The 16,380-nt window shown below is 64.6% G+C and carries 16 protein-coding genes; 9 read left to right on the forward strand and 7 right to left on the reverse strand.

All coding sequences use genetic code 11. The features are described from left to right. Nucleotides 1–83: 83 nt before the first annotated feature. From RCH10_RS00410 to RCH10_RS00430, 5 genes are all read right to left on the reverse strand, one after another. Nucleotides 84–527 carry a MaoC family dehydratase gene (locus RCH10_RS00410; protein WP_323496846.1) on the reverse strand — a complete coding sequence of 148 codons (444 nt, stop codon included), beginning with the start codon at nucleotides 525–527 and terminating at the stop codon, nucleotides 84–86. Nucleotides 528–561: 34 nt separating this feature from the next. Next, on the reverse strand, nucleotides 562–1,860 hold the full coding sequence (gene boxA / locus RCH10_RS00415; RefSeq protein WP_409050825.1) for a benzoyl-CoA 2,3-epoxidase subunit BoxA: 1,299 nt from the start codon (nucleotides 1,858–1,860) through the stop codon (nucleotides 562–564). 6 nt (nucleotides 1,861–1,866) lie between these two features. Continuing rightward, nucleotides 1,867–3,294, reverse strand: coding sequence for a benzoyl-CoA 2,3-epoxidase subunit BoxB (gene boxB / locus RCH10_RS00420; RefSeq protein ID WP_409050826.1), 1,428 nt, complete (start codon nucleotides 3,292–3,294; stop codon nucleotides 1,867–1,869). A gap of 33 nt (nucleotides 3,295–3,327) precedes the next feature. Continuing rightward, complete coding sequence (gene boxC / locus RCH10_RS00425; protein WP_409050827.1) at nucleotides 3,328–5,025, reverse strand: 2,3-epoxybenzoyl-CoA dihydrolase; 1,698 nt, start codon at nucleotides 5,023–5,025, stop codon at nucleotides 3,328–3,330. Between the two features lie 147 nt (nucleotides 5,026–5,172). Beyond that, nucleotides 5,173–6,102: a helix-turn-helix transcriptional regulator gene (locus RCH10_RS00430; protein WP_409050828.1), complete on the reverse strand. Its 930-nt coding sequence runs from the start codon at nucleotides 6,100–6,102 to the stop codon at nucleotides 5,173–5,175. Nucleotides 6,103–6,234: 132 nt separating this feature from the next. On the opposite strand from RCH10_RS00430, the gene RCH10_RS00435 reads away from it, so the two are divergent. Genes RCH10_RS00435 through RCH10_RS00465 form a run of 7 tightly spaced genes read left to right on the forward strand, consistent with a single transcriptional unit; the run spans nucleotide 6,235 to nucleotide 13,090 of the window. After that, nucleotides 6,235–7,809: a benzoate-CoA ligase family protein gene (locus RCH10_RS00435; protein WP_409050829.1), complete on the forward strand. Its 1,575-nt coding sequence runs from the start codon at nucleotides 6,235–6,237 to the stop codon at nucleotides 7,807–7,809. Next, nucleotides 7,806–8,606 carry an alpha/beta fold hydrolase gene (locus tag RCH10_RS00440; protein ID WP_409050830.1) on the forward strand — a complete coding sequence of 267 codons (801 nt, stop codon included), beginning with the start codon at nucleotides 7,806–7,808 and terminating at the stop codon, nucleotides 8,604–8,606. The genes RCH10_RS00435 and RCH10_RS00440 overlap by 4 nt, the downstream gene beginning before the upstream one ends. Continuing rightward, complete coding sequence (locus tag RCH10_RS00445) at nucleotides 8,603–9,781, forward strand: ABC transporter substrate-binding protein (RefSeq protein ID WP_409050831.1); 1,179 nt, start codon at nucleotides 8,603–8,605, stop codon at nucleotides 9,779–9,781. The genes RCH10_RS00440 and RCH10_RS00445 overlap by 4 nt, the downstream gene beginning before the upstream one ends. Nucleotides 9,782–9,804: 23 nt before the next feature. Further along, complete coding sequence (locus tag RCH10_RS00450) at nucleotides 9,805–10,677, forward strand: branched-chain amino acid ABC transporter permease (RefSeq protein ID WP_409050832.1); 873 nt, start codon at nucleotides 9,805–9,807, stop codon at nucleotides 10,675–10,677. Then, complete coding sequence (locus RCH10_RS00455) at nucleotides 10,677–11,627, forward strand: branched-chain amino acid ABC transporter permease (RefSeq protein WP_409050833.1); 951 nt, start codon at nucleotides 10,677–10,679, stop codon at nucleotides 11,625–11,627. Before RCH10_RS00450 ends, RCH10_RS00455 begins: the two co-directional genes overlap by 1 nt. Before the next feature lie 13 nt (nucleotides 11,628–11,640). Then, nucleotides 11,641–12,387: an ABC transporter ATP-binding protein gene (locus RCH10_RS00460; RefSeq protein ID WP_409050834.1), complete on the forward strand. Its 747-nt coding sequence runs from the start codon at nucleotides 11,641–11,643 to the stop codon at nucleotides 12,385–12,387. A gap of 1 nt (nucleotide 12,388) precedes the next feature. Continuing rightward, nucleotides 12,389–13,090, forward strand: coding sequence for an ABC transporter ATP-binding protein (locus RCH10_RS00465; protein WP_409050835.1), 702 nt, complete (start codon nucleotides 12,389–12,391; stop codon nucleotides 13,088–13,090). A 32-nt stretch (nucleotides 13,091–13,122) separates the two neighbouring features. On the opposite strand, the gene RCH10_RS00470 is transcribed toward RCH10_RS00465, so the two are convergent. Continuing rightward, nucleotides 13,123–14,442 (reverse strand): hypothetical protein, encoded by a 1,320-nt coding sequence (locus tag RCH10_RS00470; RefSeq protein WP_409050836.1) that lies wholly within the window; start codon nucleotides 14,440–14,442, stop codon nucleotides 13,123–13,125. Between the two features lie 84 nt (nucleotides 14,443–14,526). Here RCH10_RS00470 and RCH10_RS00475 point away from each other — a divergent pair, with 84 nt between their 5' ends. After that, a complete protein-coding gene (locus tag RCH10_RS00475; RefSeq protein ID WP_323499743.1) occupies nucleotides 14,527–14,982 on the forward strand; it encodes a hotdog fold thioesterase in 456 nt (151 codons plus the stop codon). An 18-nt stretch (nucleotides 14,983–15,000) separates the two neighbouring features. Here RCH10_RS00475 and RCH10_RS00480 read toward each other — a convergent pair whose 3' ends face one another. Beyond that, on the reverse strand, nucleotides 15,001–15,390 hold the full coding sequence (locus RCH10_RS00480) for a hypothetical protein (RefSeq protein ID WP_409050837.1): 390 nt from the start codon (nucleotides 15,388–15,390) through the stop codon (nucleotides 15,001–15,003). A 225-nt stretch (nucleotides 15,391–15,615) separates the two neighbouring features. Between RCH10_RS00480 and minC the strand changes: the two genes are divergently transcribed. Beyond that, nucleotides 15,616–16,374, forward strand: coding sequence for a septum site-determining protein MinC (gene minC, locus RCH10_RS00485; protein ID WP_323496831.1), 759 nt, complete (start codon nucleotides 15,616–15,618; stop codon nucleotides 16,372–16,374). Nucleotides 16,375–16,380 lie beyond the last annotated feature (6 nt).

The raw sequence follows: 16,380 nt of genomic DNA on the forward strand, positions 1-16,380 counted from the left end.
TCGGCTGAGCTGGTGCAAATCCAGCGGGAATGCCCGGTGACGAAGGCGCGAGGTCGCCAGTGCGACGGCGCGCTTCATCGGCCTCACAGCATCGGGTTCAGGCGAAACAGGCTGGTCGCTTCGAGGTCCAGCACCTCGAGCCCGCGCTGGTTGAAGAGTTGCCAGCGCCAGCGCAGGATCCCCAGCCGCGGCTTGCTCTCGGAGCGACGCACCTCGATCACGTCGACGACGAGTTTCAGAGCATCGCCAGGACGCACCGGGTTCGGCCAGCGCACATAGGCCAGCCCCGGCGAGGCGAAGGATTCCGAGCCGGCCAGCGCCGCGCCGACGACCAGTTGCATCGCGATGCCGCAGGTATGCCAGCCGCTGGCGATCAGGCCACCGAACGGGCCTTCGGCCGCGGCCTCGGCGTCGGTGTGAAACCACTGCGGGTCCCATGCGGTGGCGAACGACAGCACCTCGGCTTCGGTCACCTGATGTGGCCCTGCCTCGATGCGCTGGCCTGCGTGGAACTCGGCGAACTTCATGCGCCGGATTGTCGCGGATCGATCTTCGGCACGCTCAATAGGTCTCGAGATGCAGGCGGCCTTCGCGCTTGAGACCGGCACCCACCGTTTCCCAGTCGAGCCCGGCCTCTTGCGCCACGTCGCGCAGGGCCAGCACCACACCCTCTTCCATGCTCTTCAGGCCGCACACGAAGAAGTGGCTCTGGTCGTCTTTCAGCAGCGCGACCAGGTCGGCGGCGCGCTCGCGCATCAGGTCCTGCACGTAGCGCTTGGGCTGGTTCGGCGTGCGCGAGAAGGCGAAGTTGATGTCGATGAAATCTTTCGGCAGCGACTGCAGTGGGCCGAAGTACGGCAGCTCCTGCTGCGTGCGCGCGCCGAAGAACAGCAGCAACTTGCCGCCTTCGAACTTGCCGCTCTTGCGCAGGCGTCTTCGCCATTCGGTCATGGCCCGCATCGGCGCACTGCCGGTGCCGGTGCAGATCATCACGATGTGCGACTTGGGATGGTTGGGCATCAGGAAGGTCGAGCCGAACGGGCCGACCACCGTGACCTTGTCACCGACTTTCAGGTCGCAAACGTGGTTGGACGCGATGCCGCGCACGGCGTTGCCCATGTGGTCTTCGGTGACGCGCTTCACCGTGAGCGAGACGTTGTTGTAGCCGGGTCGCTCGCCGTTGCGCGGACTCGCGACCGAGTACTGGCGCGGCTGGTGGGCGCGGCCCATCGCGTCGGTGCCCGGCGGCACGATGCCGATCGACTGGCCTTCGAGCACGGGAAACGGCATCGTTCCGAAGTCCAGCACGACGTGGTGCGTCTGGCTGTCGAAGCCGGCCTCGGTGCAATTGAAGTTGCCGACCACCGTCGCACTGGTTGCCTTCTTCGGCGAGAACAGATTGGTGTAAGCGTGCGCGGCCGACCAGGGCGGCATCGTCGCGCCGTAGCCCGAGGAGTTGAAGGGCACGGTTCCGGGTTCTGCGGCTGAAAGGGAAGCGGCGGTGTCCAGCGCGGCGACGACCGCGGGCATTTCCGCTGCCTCGGCTTCGGTCGGCGAAACACCTTCGGCGGCAAGCTGGTCGGCTGACATTTCTGCTGGCAACTCTTCCCAAGTCAGTTGCTCTTCGATCGAGTACGCGCGTGCCATCGGCATGGTGCGCCAGTTGTCGATCGAGCCGGTCGGGCATGGCGAGATGCAGGCCATGCAACCGTTGCACACGTCCGCCCGCACGACGTAATTGTTGTCGTCGTGCGTGATCGCGCCGATCGGGCACGTCGCTTCGCAGGTGTTGCAGCGAATGCATATCTCCGGGTCGATCAGGTGCTGTTTGATGACGCCGGCTTCAACGACCATGTTCATGGCGATTCAGTTGAAGCGCACGTACTCGAAGTCGACGGGCTGGCGATTCACTCCCATCACCGGCGGCGCGATCCACCCCGCGAATTTGCCCGGGTCGACAACGCGGCCCATCAGCGATGCGACGAACGCGAAATCATCAGGCGTCGGGAGCCACTCGTTTTTCTTGGCAGCCCATTCGACTTCGTTCACGACCGCGCCCAGCGGCGACATCTTGATGCCTGCCAGTGCGCCGATCTGCCGGTTGAAAGCCTTGTGTGGCACCACCAGTCGCGTCGCGATGCCGGCCTTTTCCAGCACCTTGTTCCAGCGGCCGACACCGGCCACCGAGTCCTTGATGAAGTCGTCGCGCAGCACTTCGTTCAGTGCGTTGAGCATCGGGACTTCCTTCTCCTGCAGCTGGCCGTTTTGTACTTCGAGGATCTTGTAGCTCTGGCCCTTGAGGACGTGGTCGTCGGTCCGCTTGCCTTCCTCGTAGCGGCCCTTCAAGCCCGAGCTGTAGAAGATGGCGGCGTTGCTCGACTGATCGGCGCCGAACAGGTCGATCGTCACGCTGTAATGAAAGTTGAGGTAGCGCTGGATCGTGCCCAAGTCGATGGCGCCGGCCGCACGCACCTTTTGCGCGTCGTCGGTCTTCAGCTCGTTCATGACGGCGGCAGTGCGCGACAGCACGCGCGACACGCCGCTCTCGCCGACGAACATGTGATGCGCCTCTTCGGTCAGCATGAACTTGGTGGTGCGTGCCAGCGGATCGAAGGCACTTTCAGCCAACGCCGACAGCTGGAACTTGCCATCGCGGTCGGTGAAGTAGGTGAACATGAAGAACGCCAGCCAGTCGGGCGTCTTCTCGTTGAAGGCGCCCAGGATGCGCGGGTTGTCCACGTCGCCGGAAGTGCGCTGCAACAGTGCCTCCGCTTCTTCGCGGCCGTCGCGCCCGAAGTGCTTGTGCAACAAATACACCATGGCCCACAGGTGGCGGCCTTCTTCGACGTTGATCTGGTAAAGGTTGCGCAGGTCGTACATCGACGGCGCGGTCAGCCCCAGGTGGCGCTGCTGCTCGACCGATGCGGGCTCGGTGTCGCCCTGCGTCACGATGATGCGTTTCAGGTTGGCGCGGTGCTCGCCAGGAACATCCTGCCAGGCCTTCTCGCCCTTGTGGTCGCCGAAGTGGATCTCGCGGTTGGCATCGCCCGGGTTCAGAAAAATACCCCAGCGGTAGTCGCGCATCTTGACGTGGCCGAACTGCGCCCAGCCCTGCGGGTCGACGCTCACGGCCGTGCGCAGGTACACATCGTGGTCGGTCGATCCGTCCGGGCCGACGTCGTCCCACCAGTTGATGAAGTTGGGTTGCCAGCCTTCGAGCGCGCGCTGCAGCGTGCGGTCTTCACCCAGGTTGACGTTGTTCGGAATCTTCTCGCTGTAGTTGACGGTGCTCATCGTTGTTCCTTGGGTTGTCTCTGTTGATGTAGTTCAGACACGGGTCGTGTCGAAGCCGGCCTTTTCGCCAGTGCCGTAGACCTTCAGCGCGCCCTTGGGGCCGACGGCGTTGGGCCGCTGGAAGATCCAGTTCTGCCAGGCGGTGAGCCGGCCGAAGATGCGCGTGTTCATGTTCTCCTTGCTGGCGAAACGCAAGTTGGCTTCGAGGCCGGTCAGCGAATCGGGCGACATGGCGGCGCGCTCTTCGATCGCGATGCGAATTTCGTCGTTCCAGTCGATGTCGTCCGGTGCGGCGGTGACCAGTCCGAGCGCGAGTGCAGCGTCGGCATCGAGCGCTTGACCCGCCGCGCCGCGCACCGCTTCGAGCGGCGCAGCCTCTTCATAGAAGCGGCGCTGCAGCCGGCTCTGGTCGTTCACCATCGGATAGAAGCCGAAGTTGAATTCGTTGAGCGTGAGCTTGGGTGCCTTGGCGGCATCGTCGGGCAGCGCCAGCATGTAGCTGCGGTCGGCCGCGAAGGCGATCTCGGCCAGCGTGCCGGCAAAGCATGAGCCCGGCTCGACCAGAGCGAACAGGCTGCGCGACGACACATCGAGCCGCGCCAGCGTACGACGCAGCGCACCGATGGTTTCGCGCACCAACCAATGGTCTTTGTGGGCGAGCAATGTCGCGTCGCTGGCGAGCACGGCTTGCGCGTCGCCTTCGGTTTTCAGGAGCCAGGTGCCGGTGTCGAGTTCGTTGGTGCGCAGATTGAGGATCGCGTCGTCGAGCTGGCGGCACATCGCCAATGGCCACCACGCAGCACCTGCCGCCTCGATGCCGGCGATGTCGGTCGGCTGTGCCGACGGCGGCGCCTTGACCGTCAGCGTCGCGGTGCGGCGCGTGCGGTCGATGACGACCGTGACGTGCTCGTAGGCGATGCCGTCGGCGCTGTCGGTGCGCTCGATGCGGGTCAGCAGCACGCCCTGGCCTGCAACGCCGGAACGCAGGCTGCCCTCGCCCAACTTCGCAGCCCGCTCCTGCACCGCTGCCGCGAACTGTGCCGGCTTGGCGATGGCATCGACCAGTCGCCAGTCGACCGCGCGCTGGCCGCGCACGCCTTCGACGCTGGTGCAAAAAATGTCGGCCAGGTCGTGCCGCACATGGCGCTTGTCGGTCACGCGCGTCAGGCCGCCGGTGCCGGGCAGCACGCCGAGAAGCGGCACCTCGGGCAGCGACACCGAAGACGAGCGGTCGTCGACCAGCACGATCTCGTCGCAGGCCAGCGCCAGTTCATAGCCGCCACCGGCGCAGGCACCGTTGACTGCGGCCAGGAACTTGACGCCCGAATGCTTCGACGTGTCTTCGATGCCGTTGCGCGTCTCATTGGTGAACTTGCAGAAATTGACCTTCCAGGCGTGGCTCGAAACACCCAGCATGAAGATGTTGGCGCCGGAACAAAAGATGCGGTCCTTGGCGCTGGTGACGATGACCGACTTCACTTGCGGATGCTCGAAGCGCACGCGGTTCAGCGCATCGCTCAGTTCGATGTCGACGCCCAAGTCGTAGCTGTTGAGCTTGAGCTTGTAGCCGGGGCGGATGCCGCCGTCCTCGGCGATGTCGAGCGACAGGCGGGCCACGGCGCCTTCGACGTCCAGCTTCCAGTGGCGGTACTGGGTGGGGTCGGTCCGGTAATCGACGCGGGGCGGTTGCGGAGCCAGCTGGGACTGCAGGGGCTGAGAAAGGTCGCTCATGGTAGGTTATCTCCTGAAGGCTTTGGCAAACATGAAAGATAGTGCATGTCTCTGCGCCGTCTTTCTCCGATCGCATGCATGATCGTGCATGCAACGGGGCGAGTCAAGGCCGCCCGACGACTGGAATGCTTTATTTCAAAATCGGCCTCAGGTGTCGTTTTGCGCGCCGACCACAGGCAGCACCGCGCTGCGCAGCGCGTCGAAACTTTGCTGCAGCGTCTGGCCGTGCGTGTCGATCGTCAGGTCGGCCTTCGAATAGAAAGCCGCCCGGCCGTCGAGGATGCGCCTGAGGTCCTGCATCGCTTCCTTGCTGGCCGCCATGGGCCGCGTGTCGCCCTGCGCGACCACCCGGCCCATATGCTCTTCGGGCGCGGCCTGCAGCCACACGGTGGTGCAGTGCGCCAGCAGTTCATTGAAGGTGGCCGGATCCGACACGATGCCGCCCGGCGTCGCGATGACCACCTCGCCGTAGATCTGGATCGCCTCTTCCAGCGCACGCCGCTCGTAACGGCGATAGGCGTTGGTGCCGTACAAATCGTGGATCTCACGCACGCTGCAGCCGGCCAGCTTTTCGACCTCGCGACTGAGCTCGACAAAGGGCAGTTCCAGCTCGTCCGCGAGCATTTGGCCGAGCGTGGATTTTCCTGCGCCGCGCAGGCCCACGAGCGCGATGCGCCGGTGCCGTGCCGCGTCGATGCCCGCGGTGCCGAGCAGCTCACCGATGGCCACGCGCACGCGGCGCAGATCGGCCTCGTCGCGGTGCTCCAGCAGCTCTCGAATCAACAGCCATTCAGGCGAACTCGTCGTGAAGTCGCCGACCAGCTCGGCCAGCGGGCAGTGCAGTGCGGTCGCGACCTGCTGCAACACCAGGATCGATGCGTTGCCGGTGCCGTATTCGAGGTTGGCCAGGTGCCGCTCCGACACGCCGGCTGTCTTCGCCACCGCCTTGCGCGTGAGACCGCGTTGGGCGCGCAGGTTGCGCACCCGGTCGCCCAGCGCGACCAGCAGTGGATTCTTTTCCTCGCTCTCCGCGATCTCTGCGGGTGCCAACAGCACCGCCTCGACTTGCTCGTTCATTCCATCCCTCGGGGTAAACACCATACATGCACTATATTGCTTGACACCCTATGGGGCCGTGCTTATGGTGCGTGCACAAGCAAGATACTGCACATGCACTGATACCGCAAGTGATCGAGACGGAGACCCACGATGAGCCTGCCGAGCCCCTTCAATTTTTCAGAGCACCTGTTTGCACTGAACCGCGGACGTGCGCAAAAAACTGCTTACCTCGACGACCATGGCGCGCTCAGCTACGGCCAGCTCGAAGATCGGGCACGTCGTTTTGCCGCCGCACTCCACGCTGCGGGAATCCAGCGCGAGGAGCGAGTGCTGCTGCTGCAACTCGACAGCATCGACTGGCCCGTCAGTTTCCTCGGTTGCCTGTATGCCGGCGTGGTGCCGGTGGCCGTCAACACACTGCTCACGGCCGACGACTACGCCTACATGCTGGACCACAGCGGCTCGGTCGCGGCACTGGTGTCGGGCGCGTTGCTGCCGGTATTGCAGGACGGCATGTCGCGCGCACCGCACGCGCTGCGTCGGCTCTTCGTATCGCATCCGGTCACCACACTGCCCGACGGCGCACTGGATTTCGATTCGATGATCGCCAGCCACGCACCGATGGCCGAGCCGGTGGCAACCAAGCCGACCGACCACGCCTTCTGGCTCTATTCCTCCGGCTCGACCGGGCGCCCCAAGGGCACGGTCCATGCGCACGGCAGCCTGTGGTGGACGGCAGAACTGTTCGGCAAGCCGGTGCTGGCGCTGACCGAAGACGACGTGTGTTTCTCGGCCGCCAAGCTGTACTTCGCCTATGGACTGGGCAACGCACTGACCTTTCCGCTGTCGGTGGGTGCGACTGTGGTGCTAATGGCCGAACGCCCGACGCCCGATGCCACGTTCAAGCGCTGGACCGGCAATGCCGCGCACGGCGTAGCTGCGGCGATGAAGCCGACCGTCTTCTTCGGCGCGCCGACCGGCTTCGCGGGCATGCTCGCCTCGCCTGCATTGCCCATGGCCGACACCGTCGCACTTCGCATGTGCTCGTCTGCGGGCGAAGCTTTGCCGGGCGAGATCGCGCAGCGCTTCAAGGCGCACTACGGCTGCGAAATCATCGACGGCATCGGCTCCACCGAGATGCTGCACGTCTTCATCTCGAACCGGCCGGGCGACATTCGCTACGGCACCACGGGCAAGCCGGTCGAAGGCTATGTGATCGAGCTGCGCGGTGAAGACGGCAAAGCCGTGGCTGACGGCGAGGTCGGCGACCTCTACATCAAAGGCCCTAGCGCCGCGCTGATGTACTGGGCCAATCCCGAAAAAACAGCAGCCACCTTCAAGGACGGCTGGACCCAGAGCGGCGACAAATACTCGCGCGATACCGACGGCTATTACACCTATGCCGGCCGCAGCGACGACATGCTAAAGGTCAGCGGCATCTACGTGTCGCCCTTTGAGGTCGAGTCGACCCTGATGCTGCACCCGGCCGTGCTAGAAGCCGCGGTGATCGGCAAGCCGGATGCGGACGGCTTGACCAAGACCAAGGCCTACGTGGTGCTCAAGGCCGGCCAGACCGCTAGCGACGACGAGCTCAAGGCCTTCGTCAAAAACCGACTGGCGCCCTACAAATACCCACGCTTCATCGAGTTCGTCGACGAGCTGCCCAAGACCGCAACCGGCAAGATCCAGCGCTTCCGCCTGCGCGAGCGGGAACAAGTCGAGTGAGCGCGAAAACCGAATTCGCCGCCATCCATTGGCGGGAAAAAGACGTGCGCATCGAGGTCGTGCGCATCGCGCCCGAGCGCGTCGGCGCACCGTTGATCGTGTTTCTGCACGAAGGCCTCGGCTCGGTCGCGATGTGGAAGGAATTCCCGCAGCGGCTGTGCGACGCGGGCGGCTTTCGGGGGCTGGTGTTTTCGCGCCCCGGCTACGGTCGCTCGACCCCGCGCGGCGTCAACGAGAAATGGGAGCTCGACTTCATGCACCGCCAGGCGCAAGAGGTCTTGCCCAAACTGCTTGGCGCACTCGGCATCAACGAGCCGATCTGGCTGTTCGGCCACAGCGACGGCGGTTCCATCGCCTTGCTGTTCGCGGCGCACTCGCCCGATCAGGTCGCGGGCATCGTGGTCGCGGCACCGCACATCTTTGTCGAAGACAAGACGGTCAAAGCCATCGAACAGGCGCGCACGGCCTACGAGACCACCGACCTGCCGAAGAAGCTAGCCCGCTATCACGACAGCGCCGACTCGGCTTTTCTGGGATGGAGCCGCATCTGGCTGCACCCGCCCTTCAAGCACTGGAACATCGAGGCCGAGCTGACCGGCATCGGCTGCCCGGTGCTGGCGATGCAGGGTGTCGACGACGAATACGGCACGCTGGAACAGATTCGCGGCATTCAGCGACGCTTGCCGCAAACCGAGTTGCTCGAGCTCGCCGACTGCGGGCATTCCCCGCATCGCGATCAGCCGGAACAAGCCATATTGGCGACCGTTTCGTTCATCAATCAAAGGAGACTTTCATGACCCCTCGATTCACACGCGGTGCCCTGGCGACGTTCACGGCATTGACCCTGGCCTGCATAGCCACGCTCGGCCATGCGCAGCAAGCCAAGCTCAAGGTCGGCCTGATGCTGCCCTACAGCGGCACCTACACCGCGCTCGGTGTCGCGATCGAAAACGGCTTCAAGCTGCGCGTCGAAGAACAAGGCGGCAAGCTCGGCGGCCGCGAGATCGAGTACGTGAAGGTCGATGACGAGTCCGACCCCTCCAAAGCCACCGACAACGTCAACAAGCTGATCAAGCGCGACAACGTCGATGTCATCGTCGGCACGGTGCACTCGGGCGTGGCGATGGCGATGGCCAAGGCGGCGAAGGAAAGCGGCACGATCCTGATCGTGCCCAACGCCGGCGCCGATGCGGTGACGGGCCCGATGTGCGCACCCAACATCTTTCGCAGTTCGTTCAGCAACTGGCAACCGGCCTACGCCATGGGCGAGGTCGCGGCCAAGCAGGAAAAGAAGAAGAAGGCGATCACCATCACCTGGAAGTACGCGGCCGGCGACGAGTCCGTCAACGGGTTCAAGGACGGCTTCGAGAAGAACGGCGGGCAGGTCACCAAGCAACTCAACGTGCCGTTCCCCAACGTCGAGTTCCAGGCGCTGTTGACAGAGATCGCTGCGGCCAAGCCCGATGCGGTGTACGCCTTCTTCGCGGGTGGCGGCGCGGTGAAGTTCGTCAAGGACTATGCCGCGGCCGGCCTCAACAAGACCATCCCGCTGTACGGCCCCGGCTTCCTCACCGACGGCACGCTGGATGCGCAACGCGAAGCCGCCCAAAGCATGCTGACCACGCTGCATTACGCAGACGGACTCAACACACCGCGCGACACCAGCTTTCGCACCGCCTACGCCAAGGCGTTCAAGCTGCAGCCCGACGTCTATGCCGTACAGGGTTACGACGCCGCGCAGATGCTCGGCATCGGCCTCGCCGCGGTCAAGGGCGACATCACGAAGAAGGCCGAGTTCGCTGCCGCCATCGAGAAGACGAAGATCGACAGCCCGCGCGGTGCGTTCTCGGTCAGCAAGTCGCACAACCCGGTGCAGGACATCTATCTGCGCAAGGTCGACGGCAAGGAAAACAAGATGGTGAGCATCGCGACCAAGTCGTTGGCCGACCCGGCCCGCGGCTGCAAGATGTGACTGTTTGAAGAGCGATCGACTGCATGGACTTCGGTACCTTTCTCGTTCAGTGCCTGAACGCCGTGCAGTACGGCTTGCTGCTCTTTCTGGTGGCTTCGGGGCTGACGCTGATCTTCGGGATCATGGGCGTCATCAACCTAGCGCACGGCAGCTTCTACATGCTGGGCGCCTACATGGCGTTCGCGTTGGCGCCGCTCTTCGGTGACCAGTTCATCGTCATGCTGCTGGCCGGCGTGGTGCTCGCTGCGGTGTTCGGCTATCTGCTCGAATGGGCCTTCTTCAGCTACCTGTACCAGCGCGACCATTTGCAGCAAGTGCTGATGACCTATGGCCTCATCCTCGTGTTCGAAGAGGTGCGCTCGATCTTCGTCGGAAACGACGTCCACGGCGTCAAGGCGCCACCGTGGCTCGAAGGCAGCTTCGCGCTCGGCGACCTCATGAGCTACCCGTGGTATCGGCTCTTCGCATCGGCTGCGTGCATCGCGCTGGCGATCGCGTTGTACTGGGTCGTGAACCGCACGCGGCTGGGCATGATGATCCGCGCCGGTGCCAGCAACCGCGACATGGTGCGCGGCCTGGGCATCGACATTCGCAAGCTCTATCGCATCGTGTTCGCCGCCGGCGTAGCGCTCGCCGCATTGGCCGGGATGATCGCGGCACCGATGTCTTCGGTCTATCCCGGCATGGGCGCCAGCGTGCTCATCGTCTGCTTCGTGGTCGTGGTGATCGGCGGCATCGGCTCGATCACCGGGGCACTGGTGGCATCGCTTCTGGTCGGCTTCGTCGACACCTTCGGCAAGGTGCTCTTTGCCGAAGTGAGCGGCATGGGTATCTATGTGCTGATGGCGATCGTGTTGATCTGGCGGCCTGAAGGTCTTATGGGGCGCAGGGCTTGATGAGCCAGTTCAACCGATTTCTTCCGCTCGCCTGTGCCATTGCACTGGCGCTGCTAGGCCCGCTGCTGAGCCCGTACGTTTCGGATTTCATCGTCAAGGTGATGATCCTGTCGATCTTTGCGCTGAGTCTCGAACTGCTGGTCGGCATGACGGGCTTGGTGAGCCTTGGCCACGCGGCGTTCTACGGCATCGGTGCCTACGCGACGGTGCTCGGCTCGGGCGCCGAAGGCGGCTCCATCGCATGGCTGCTGCCGCTCGCGATGGGCTCGGCCGCGGCCTATGCGCTGGTGGTCGGTGCGTTGAGCCTGCGCACGCGCGGCGTGTACTTCATCATGGTCACGCTGGCTTTTGCGCAGATGGCGTTCTTCGTGTTCCACGACACCAAGCTCGGCGGCGGCAGCGATGGCATCTACATGTACGTGCGGCCCGCGCTGGGCGCTCTCGACATGGAGAACCGCAGCGTGCAGTTCTATTTCGTGCTGGCGGCGCTGGTGTTCACTTTCGGCTTGCTGGCGTTGATCCGCCGCTCGCGGTTCGGCGCGGCACTGGCCGGCATCCGCGTCAACGAACAGCGCATGCGCGCGGCCGGGTTTCCGGTGTATGGCTACAAGCTCGCGGCCTTCGTCATTGCCGGCGCACTGGCCGGCCTCGCGGGCTTCTTGCTGGCCGCACGCGACGGCGTGGTCAATCCTGAACTACTGGCATGGCACAACTCCGGCGAGGTGCTGTTGATGATCATCCTCGGTGGTCTCGGCCACCTGCGCGGCGCAGTGATCGGTGCGGTCGCCTTCACGCTGCTGAAGGAGCTGTTGTCGACGCACGCCGTGGTCGGTCCGCTGGCGGATCACTGGCAGCTGACGCTGGGCCTGTCGATCATCGCGTTCGTCGCGCTGCTGCCCAAGGGGATCATCGGCATCGCGGCGCGGCTCTCGCCGAGGGCGGCGACATGACGAGGGCGCCAGCATGAGCGCGCTGTTGTCCGTCGATGCGTTGACGCGCCGCTTCGGCGGGCTCGTCGCCGTCAACGCAGTCAGCATCGACCTGCACCGTGGCGAAATCCACGCGGTGATCGGCACCAACGGCGCCGGCAAGTCGACTTTGATCAACATGCTGTCGGGCGAGATCGCCGCATCGAGCGGGCGCGTGGCGCTCGATGGTGTCGACATCACGACGCGCGCGCAGTCGCGCCGCGCGCGTGACGGAGTGGGTCGCAGCTACCAGCGCACCACGATCTTTCCGGAGTTCACCGTGCACGAGAACTGCCGGCTTTCGGCGCAGGCCGCGACGGCACGGCCGTGGGCGGTCTGGCAGGCATCGGGCACTTGCGCGGCGAGCAATGCAGCGGCGGGAGAAGCACTCGCTGCCGCCGGCCTCGAGGCCGATGCAGGGCGCATTGCCGGCACGCTGAGCCATGGGGCCAAGCGACAGCTCGAAGTCGCGATGTGCCTGGCGACGAAGCCGCGCGTGCTGCTTCTCGACGAACCGCTTGCGGGCATGGGCGCTGAAGAAACCGAACGCATGCTCGCCTTGCTGGCGCGTCTGAAAATGACGCATGCGATCCTGCTGGTCGAGCACGACATGGACGCGGTGTTTCGCATCGCCGATCGCATCACGGTGATGGCGAACGGCACCGTCATCGCGACCGGCGATCCGGCCGCGATCCGCAACAACGCCGATGTGCGCACCGCCTACCTCGGCGAAGGACATTGACGTGCTCCAGATCGAAGCCATCAACACGTATTACGGCGACAGCCACATCCTGCGCGGTGTCGATATCGAACTCCCTGCCGCCACGTCGCTCGGCTTGCTCGGGCGCAACGGCATGGGCAAGACCACGCTCATCCGCACGCTGATGGGCTACGTGCGGCCGGCGTCGGGCCGTTTACTGCTCGACGGCATCGACGTGACCGGCAGCGCACCGGAAAAGATGGCGCGACGCGGCATCGGCTACGTGCCGGAGGGCCGCGGCATCTTCCCCAACCTGTCGGTGCGAGAGAACCTGGTGATGAGCGAACGGGCGGGCATCGGCGGCGCACGCGACTGGACTTTCGATCGAGTGATGGCGACCTTTCCGCGGCTGTCCGAGCGGCTCAATTTCGGCGGGCAGCAACTGTCGGGCGGCGAACAGCAGATGCTCGCGATCGGCCGGGCCCTGATGACGAACCCACGCCTGCTGGTGCTCGACGAAGCTACCGAAGGACTCGCACCGCTGGTGGTCGCGGAGATCTGGCGCGTGATCGGCGACATCAGAGCCACCGGTATCGCGACGCTGATCGTGGACCGCGATTGGCGCCGTGTGCTGGCGCATACCGATCTTGCGGTGGTGATGGAGAAGGGTCGCATCGTGCTGGCGTCTTCTTCCGCTGATTTGAGTGCGGCGCCTGTTGAACTGGCTGGGTGGCTGGGGGTCTGATTTCCTGCAACGGCACACAACCCGCCAAGCAGCTAAGGCCGCCCCACTCCGGCCTTCGCTTTACCGTCCTTCTTCCCACCGAACATCCGCTCGACCTGCTGCCCGATGCGCGCTCCGATCGCGGTTCCCACGCCCGGCAGCACCGCGGTGCCTATCGCAGCCCCGGTGAGCGCAGCGCCAGTCAGCGACACCTCCGGTTCATCGACCGTGCCAGCCACTTTCAATGGCACGCCCACCACGCCGTCGACGATGTCGACCGCCACATCGCCATCGATCTTGCGATTGAACAAGCGCACGTTGCCCGTGGCGGTAAGTACGCCGGAGCGTGCCTTGAGGTTGGTGTACTTGAGGACGACGCCGTCGTCGGTGCCTTGGGTGTCGAGCGTTCCGCTGAGCTCATCGAGCGGCGTGCGACCGCCGCGGCTGATGCCGGCGGTGCTGACTGCTTTGGCGAGATCGATTCGTGTCAGCGCTGCGGGCTTGACCGAGAACCGCGTGCGCGTGTGCAGCTTTCGGGCGAACTCGGTGACCTGCTCGCCCTCGACATCGATCTCGGTCGTGCCCGACAGTTTGCCGGCCAGTGGCGCACGCCGGTCGAATGCTTTCACCAGGCTTTCGATGTCGATCGCCTTTGCTTCGAATCGACCTGTGACACGCAGCAGTCCGGCGGAGGTGGTGTCGAGCCTGGCTTCGCCGTTCCACGTGCCGCCACCGGCTTCCATAAAAACGCGCCATCGGTCTTCGTTGCTGCCGACGCGCTCGGCGCGGGCTTGCGTCACAGGCTCGACGCCCAGCCGGCGAATCGCCGCCACCCGCGGTCGCCAGCTGGCGTCGAAGGTGACCTCGCCGTCATAGGCGAGTTCGATGTCGCGCCGGTCGATCCAGCGGACGTCGCGCCAGCGCAATTGCTCGACCGGTGTCGATGCCAACGTCCACTTGCTGGGCAGGTGTTTCTTCGCCAGGTCGTCTGGTTTGCCGGCACCGCCACGCCCTCGAAACGCCCGCACCGACGCACTGGGAAAAACGGCGCCTTCGACATCGACCGCGTCGAACGCGATCTCGCGGCGCCACAACGGTGCGACGCGCAGCCGGAGCATCACGCGCCTGGCGACGATGGGCTGCGCTTGCGCAGTCGCCAGCTCGCTCAGCACCAAGGTCGGCATGGGCCACAGCGTGCGGTGCGCGCTACCGATCTTGAGACCGATGCCGAAGTTCTCTTCGAAGCGTGCGCTGAGCTGGGCTGCGATCTTTTCGTCGCTCGGCAAAAGCGCGCTGGCCGTGACGACCAACGCACTCACCACCACGCCCGACGCCACGGCGATTCCGGTCAGCCAACGTTGGGTGCGGGTCATCGTTTCAGCTTAGCGCGCGGTGGCTCCGCGGCCTGTCAGCCGCCGTCGCTATAGTTTCGGCAATCGTTCACTGGAGCAACACCCATGCGGATCTGGAAGAAAGAAATCTCGATAGAACTACTGACCCAGAGCCACGTGGGCACTGCGGTCGAACACCTCGGCATGGAGTTCACCGAGGTCGGCGACGACTTCATCACCGGTCGCGTGCCGGTCGACGTGCGCACCCGCCAGCCGTATGGCCTGCTGCACGGCGGCGTGTCGGTGGTGCTGGCCGAAACGCTGGGATCTTGCGGTGCCCACTATTCAGCCCCGGAAGGCGACCGCGCGGTGGGGCTGGACATCAACGCCAACCACCTGCGCTCTGCCACCAGCGGCTGGGTGACGGCCACGGCGCGCCCTGTTCACCGTGGTCGGACCACGCAGGTGTGGCAGATCGACATGAAGAACGACGCTGGCGAATTGACCTGCGTCTCGCGCATCACGATGGCGGTGCTGCAGCCGCGTGGTGGCGCCAACCACGCGAACGGGGCGAAGAGCTGACGCGACCCGCCCGGCGACTTACGAATCGACTCGTTCGACCGCGGGCGTGCCTGTCGATGGAACCGCCATGGAAACGGTACCCAATCCCAATGCGCGTGGCGTCGTGACGTAGCCTCTGGTTCGCATGCGGAAAGTCGCAATCAGGCGCTGAAGCAGATCATCGAACAAACCGAGCGGATCGTTGACCAAACGCGACACGGCGTAGGTTCCGAGTGCAATGCCTTCGTAGCGAATTTGCACGCCGTCGAAGTAGTGCTGGAGCGCGAGCCCGGCGTCGTAAAGACAGCGCTCGACCGAGTCGAACAACTCGCCGGGAGATCCCTGTTCCGGAACCACAACGGCGCTCACCGAGTAAGTGAAGTGCACGCCGCCGGGATGTGCCTTACGCACATCCAGAATAGGCTGCAAGGCAATGCTTGACTGCGCAATGGTCGAAGAAGTATTTTTTTCCAAGTGGAGCAGTTTGCCGCTGCGAAAACGCTTCGCTGTAGGAGTGCGTCGCCTTTGCCTGACGGCTGAAAAAGTGCAACCGCATGCAAGAGGTGTAGATCGTCCCGGTCATCGGGCCTGCTTTTTGCCGGGCAGTCGCAGCGAGCCCGGTAGACTCGCCAGCTTTTCGAACGAACGTTTCCCATGGCCGATTCATCCGCCGCGCGCACCAAGGCGGTTTTCGAATTCAAGAGCGCCACGCTCCCGCTGATCGCGGTGATCCTCAAGACCGCCGACCTCGCGGTGCTGGCTGAAGCGCTCGATGCGCAGCTCGCCGACTCACCCGACTTCTTCGAGCAAGAGCCGGTGGTGATCGACCTGTCTGTGCTGCAAGAAACCGGTACGGCACCCGACATCGACTTCGCCCGGCTGCGCAGCCTGCTGGCGCGCCACCAGACGCAGCCCATTGCCGTACGAGGTGGCAGCGAGCTGCAAAACATCGCGGCACGCGCGGCCGGTCTGTCGCTGGCGGCCATGCCGGTGTCCCCGGCGCCTCGGGCTCCAACGCAAGAAGCGGTTGCCGCTGCACCGGAAGCACCGCAGATCGTGCGCGAGGTGCCCGTGCCTGCCAACGGCACGCTCGTCATCGACAAGCCGCTGCGCTCGGGCCAGCAGGTCTATGCACGCGGTGGCGACGTCATCGTCACCGCGGTCGTGAGCTTCGGTGCCGAGATCATCGCCGATGGCAACATCCATGTGTATGCACCGTTGCGTGGCAAAGCCATTGCGGGCGCTCGCGGCAACATCGATGCGCGCATCTTTTCGACCTGCCTCGAAGCGCAACTGGTGGCCATCGCGGGCATCTACCGCACCGCGGAGGTTCCGCTGCCCGCCAATGTGCTCGGCAAGCCGGCGACCATCCGCCTAGACGGCAAAAAATTGGTGATCGATCCGATCGCCTGAACAGAA

Source organism: Variovorax sp. GrIS 2.14, assembly GCF_046115955.1.
Lineage (GTDB): Bacteria > Pseudomonadota > Gammaproteobacteria > Burkholderiales > Burkholderiaceae_C > Variovorax.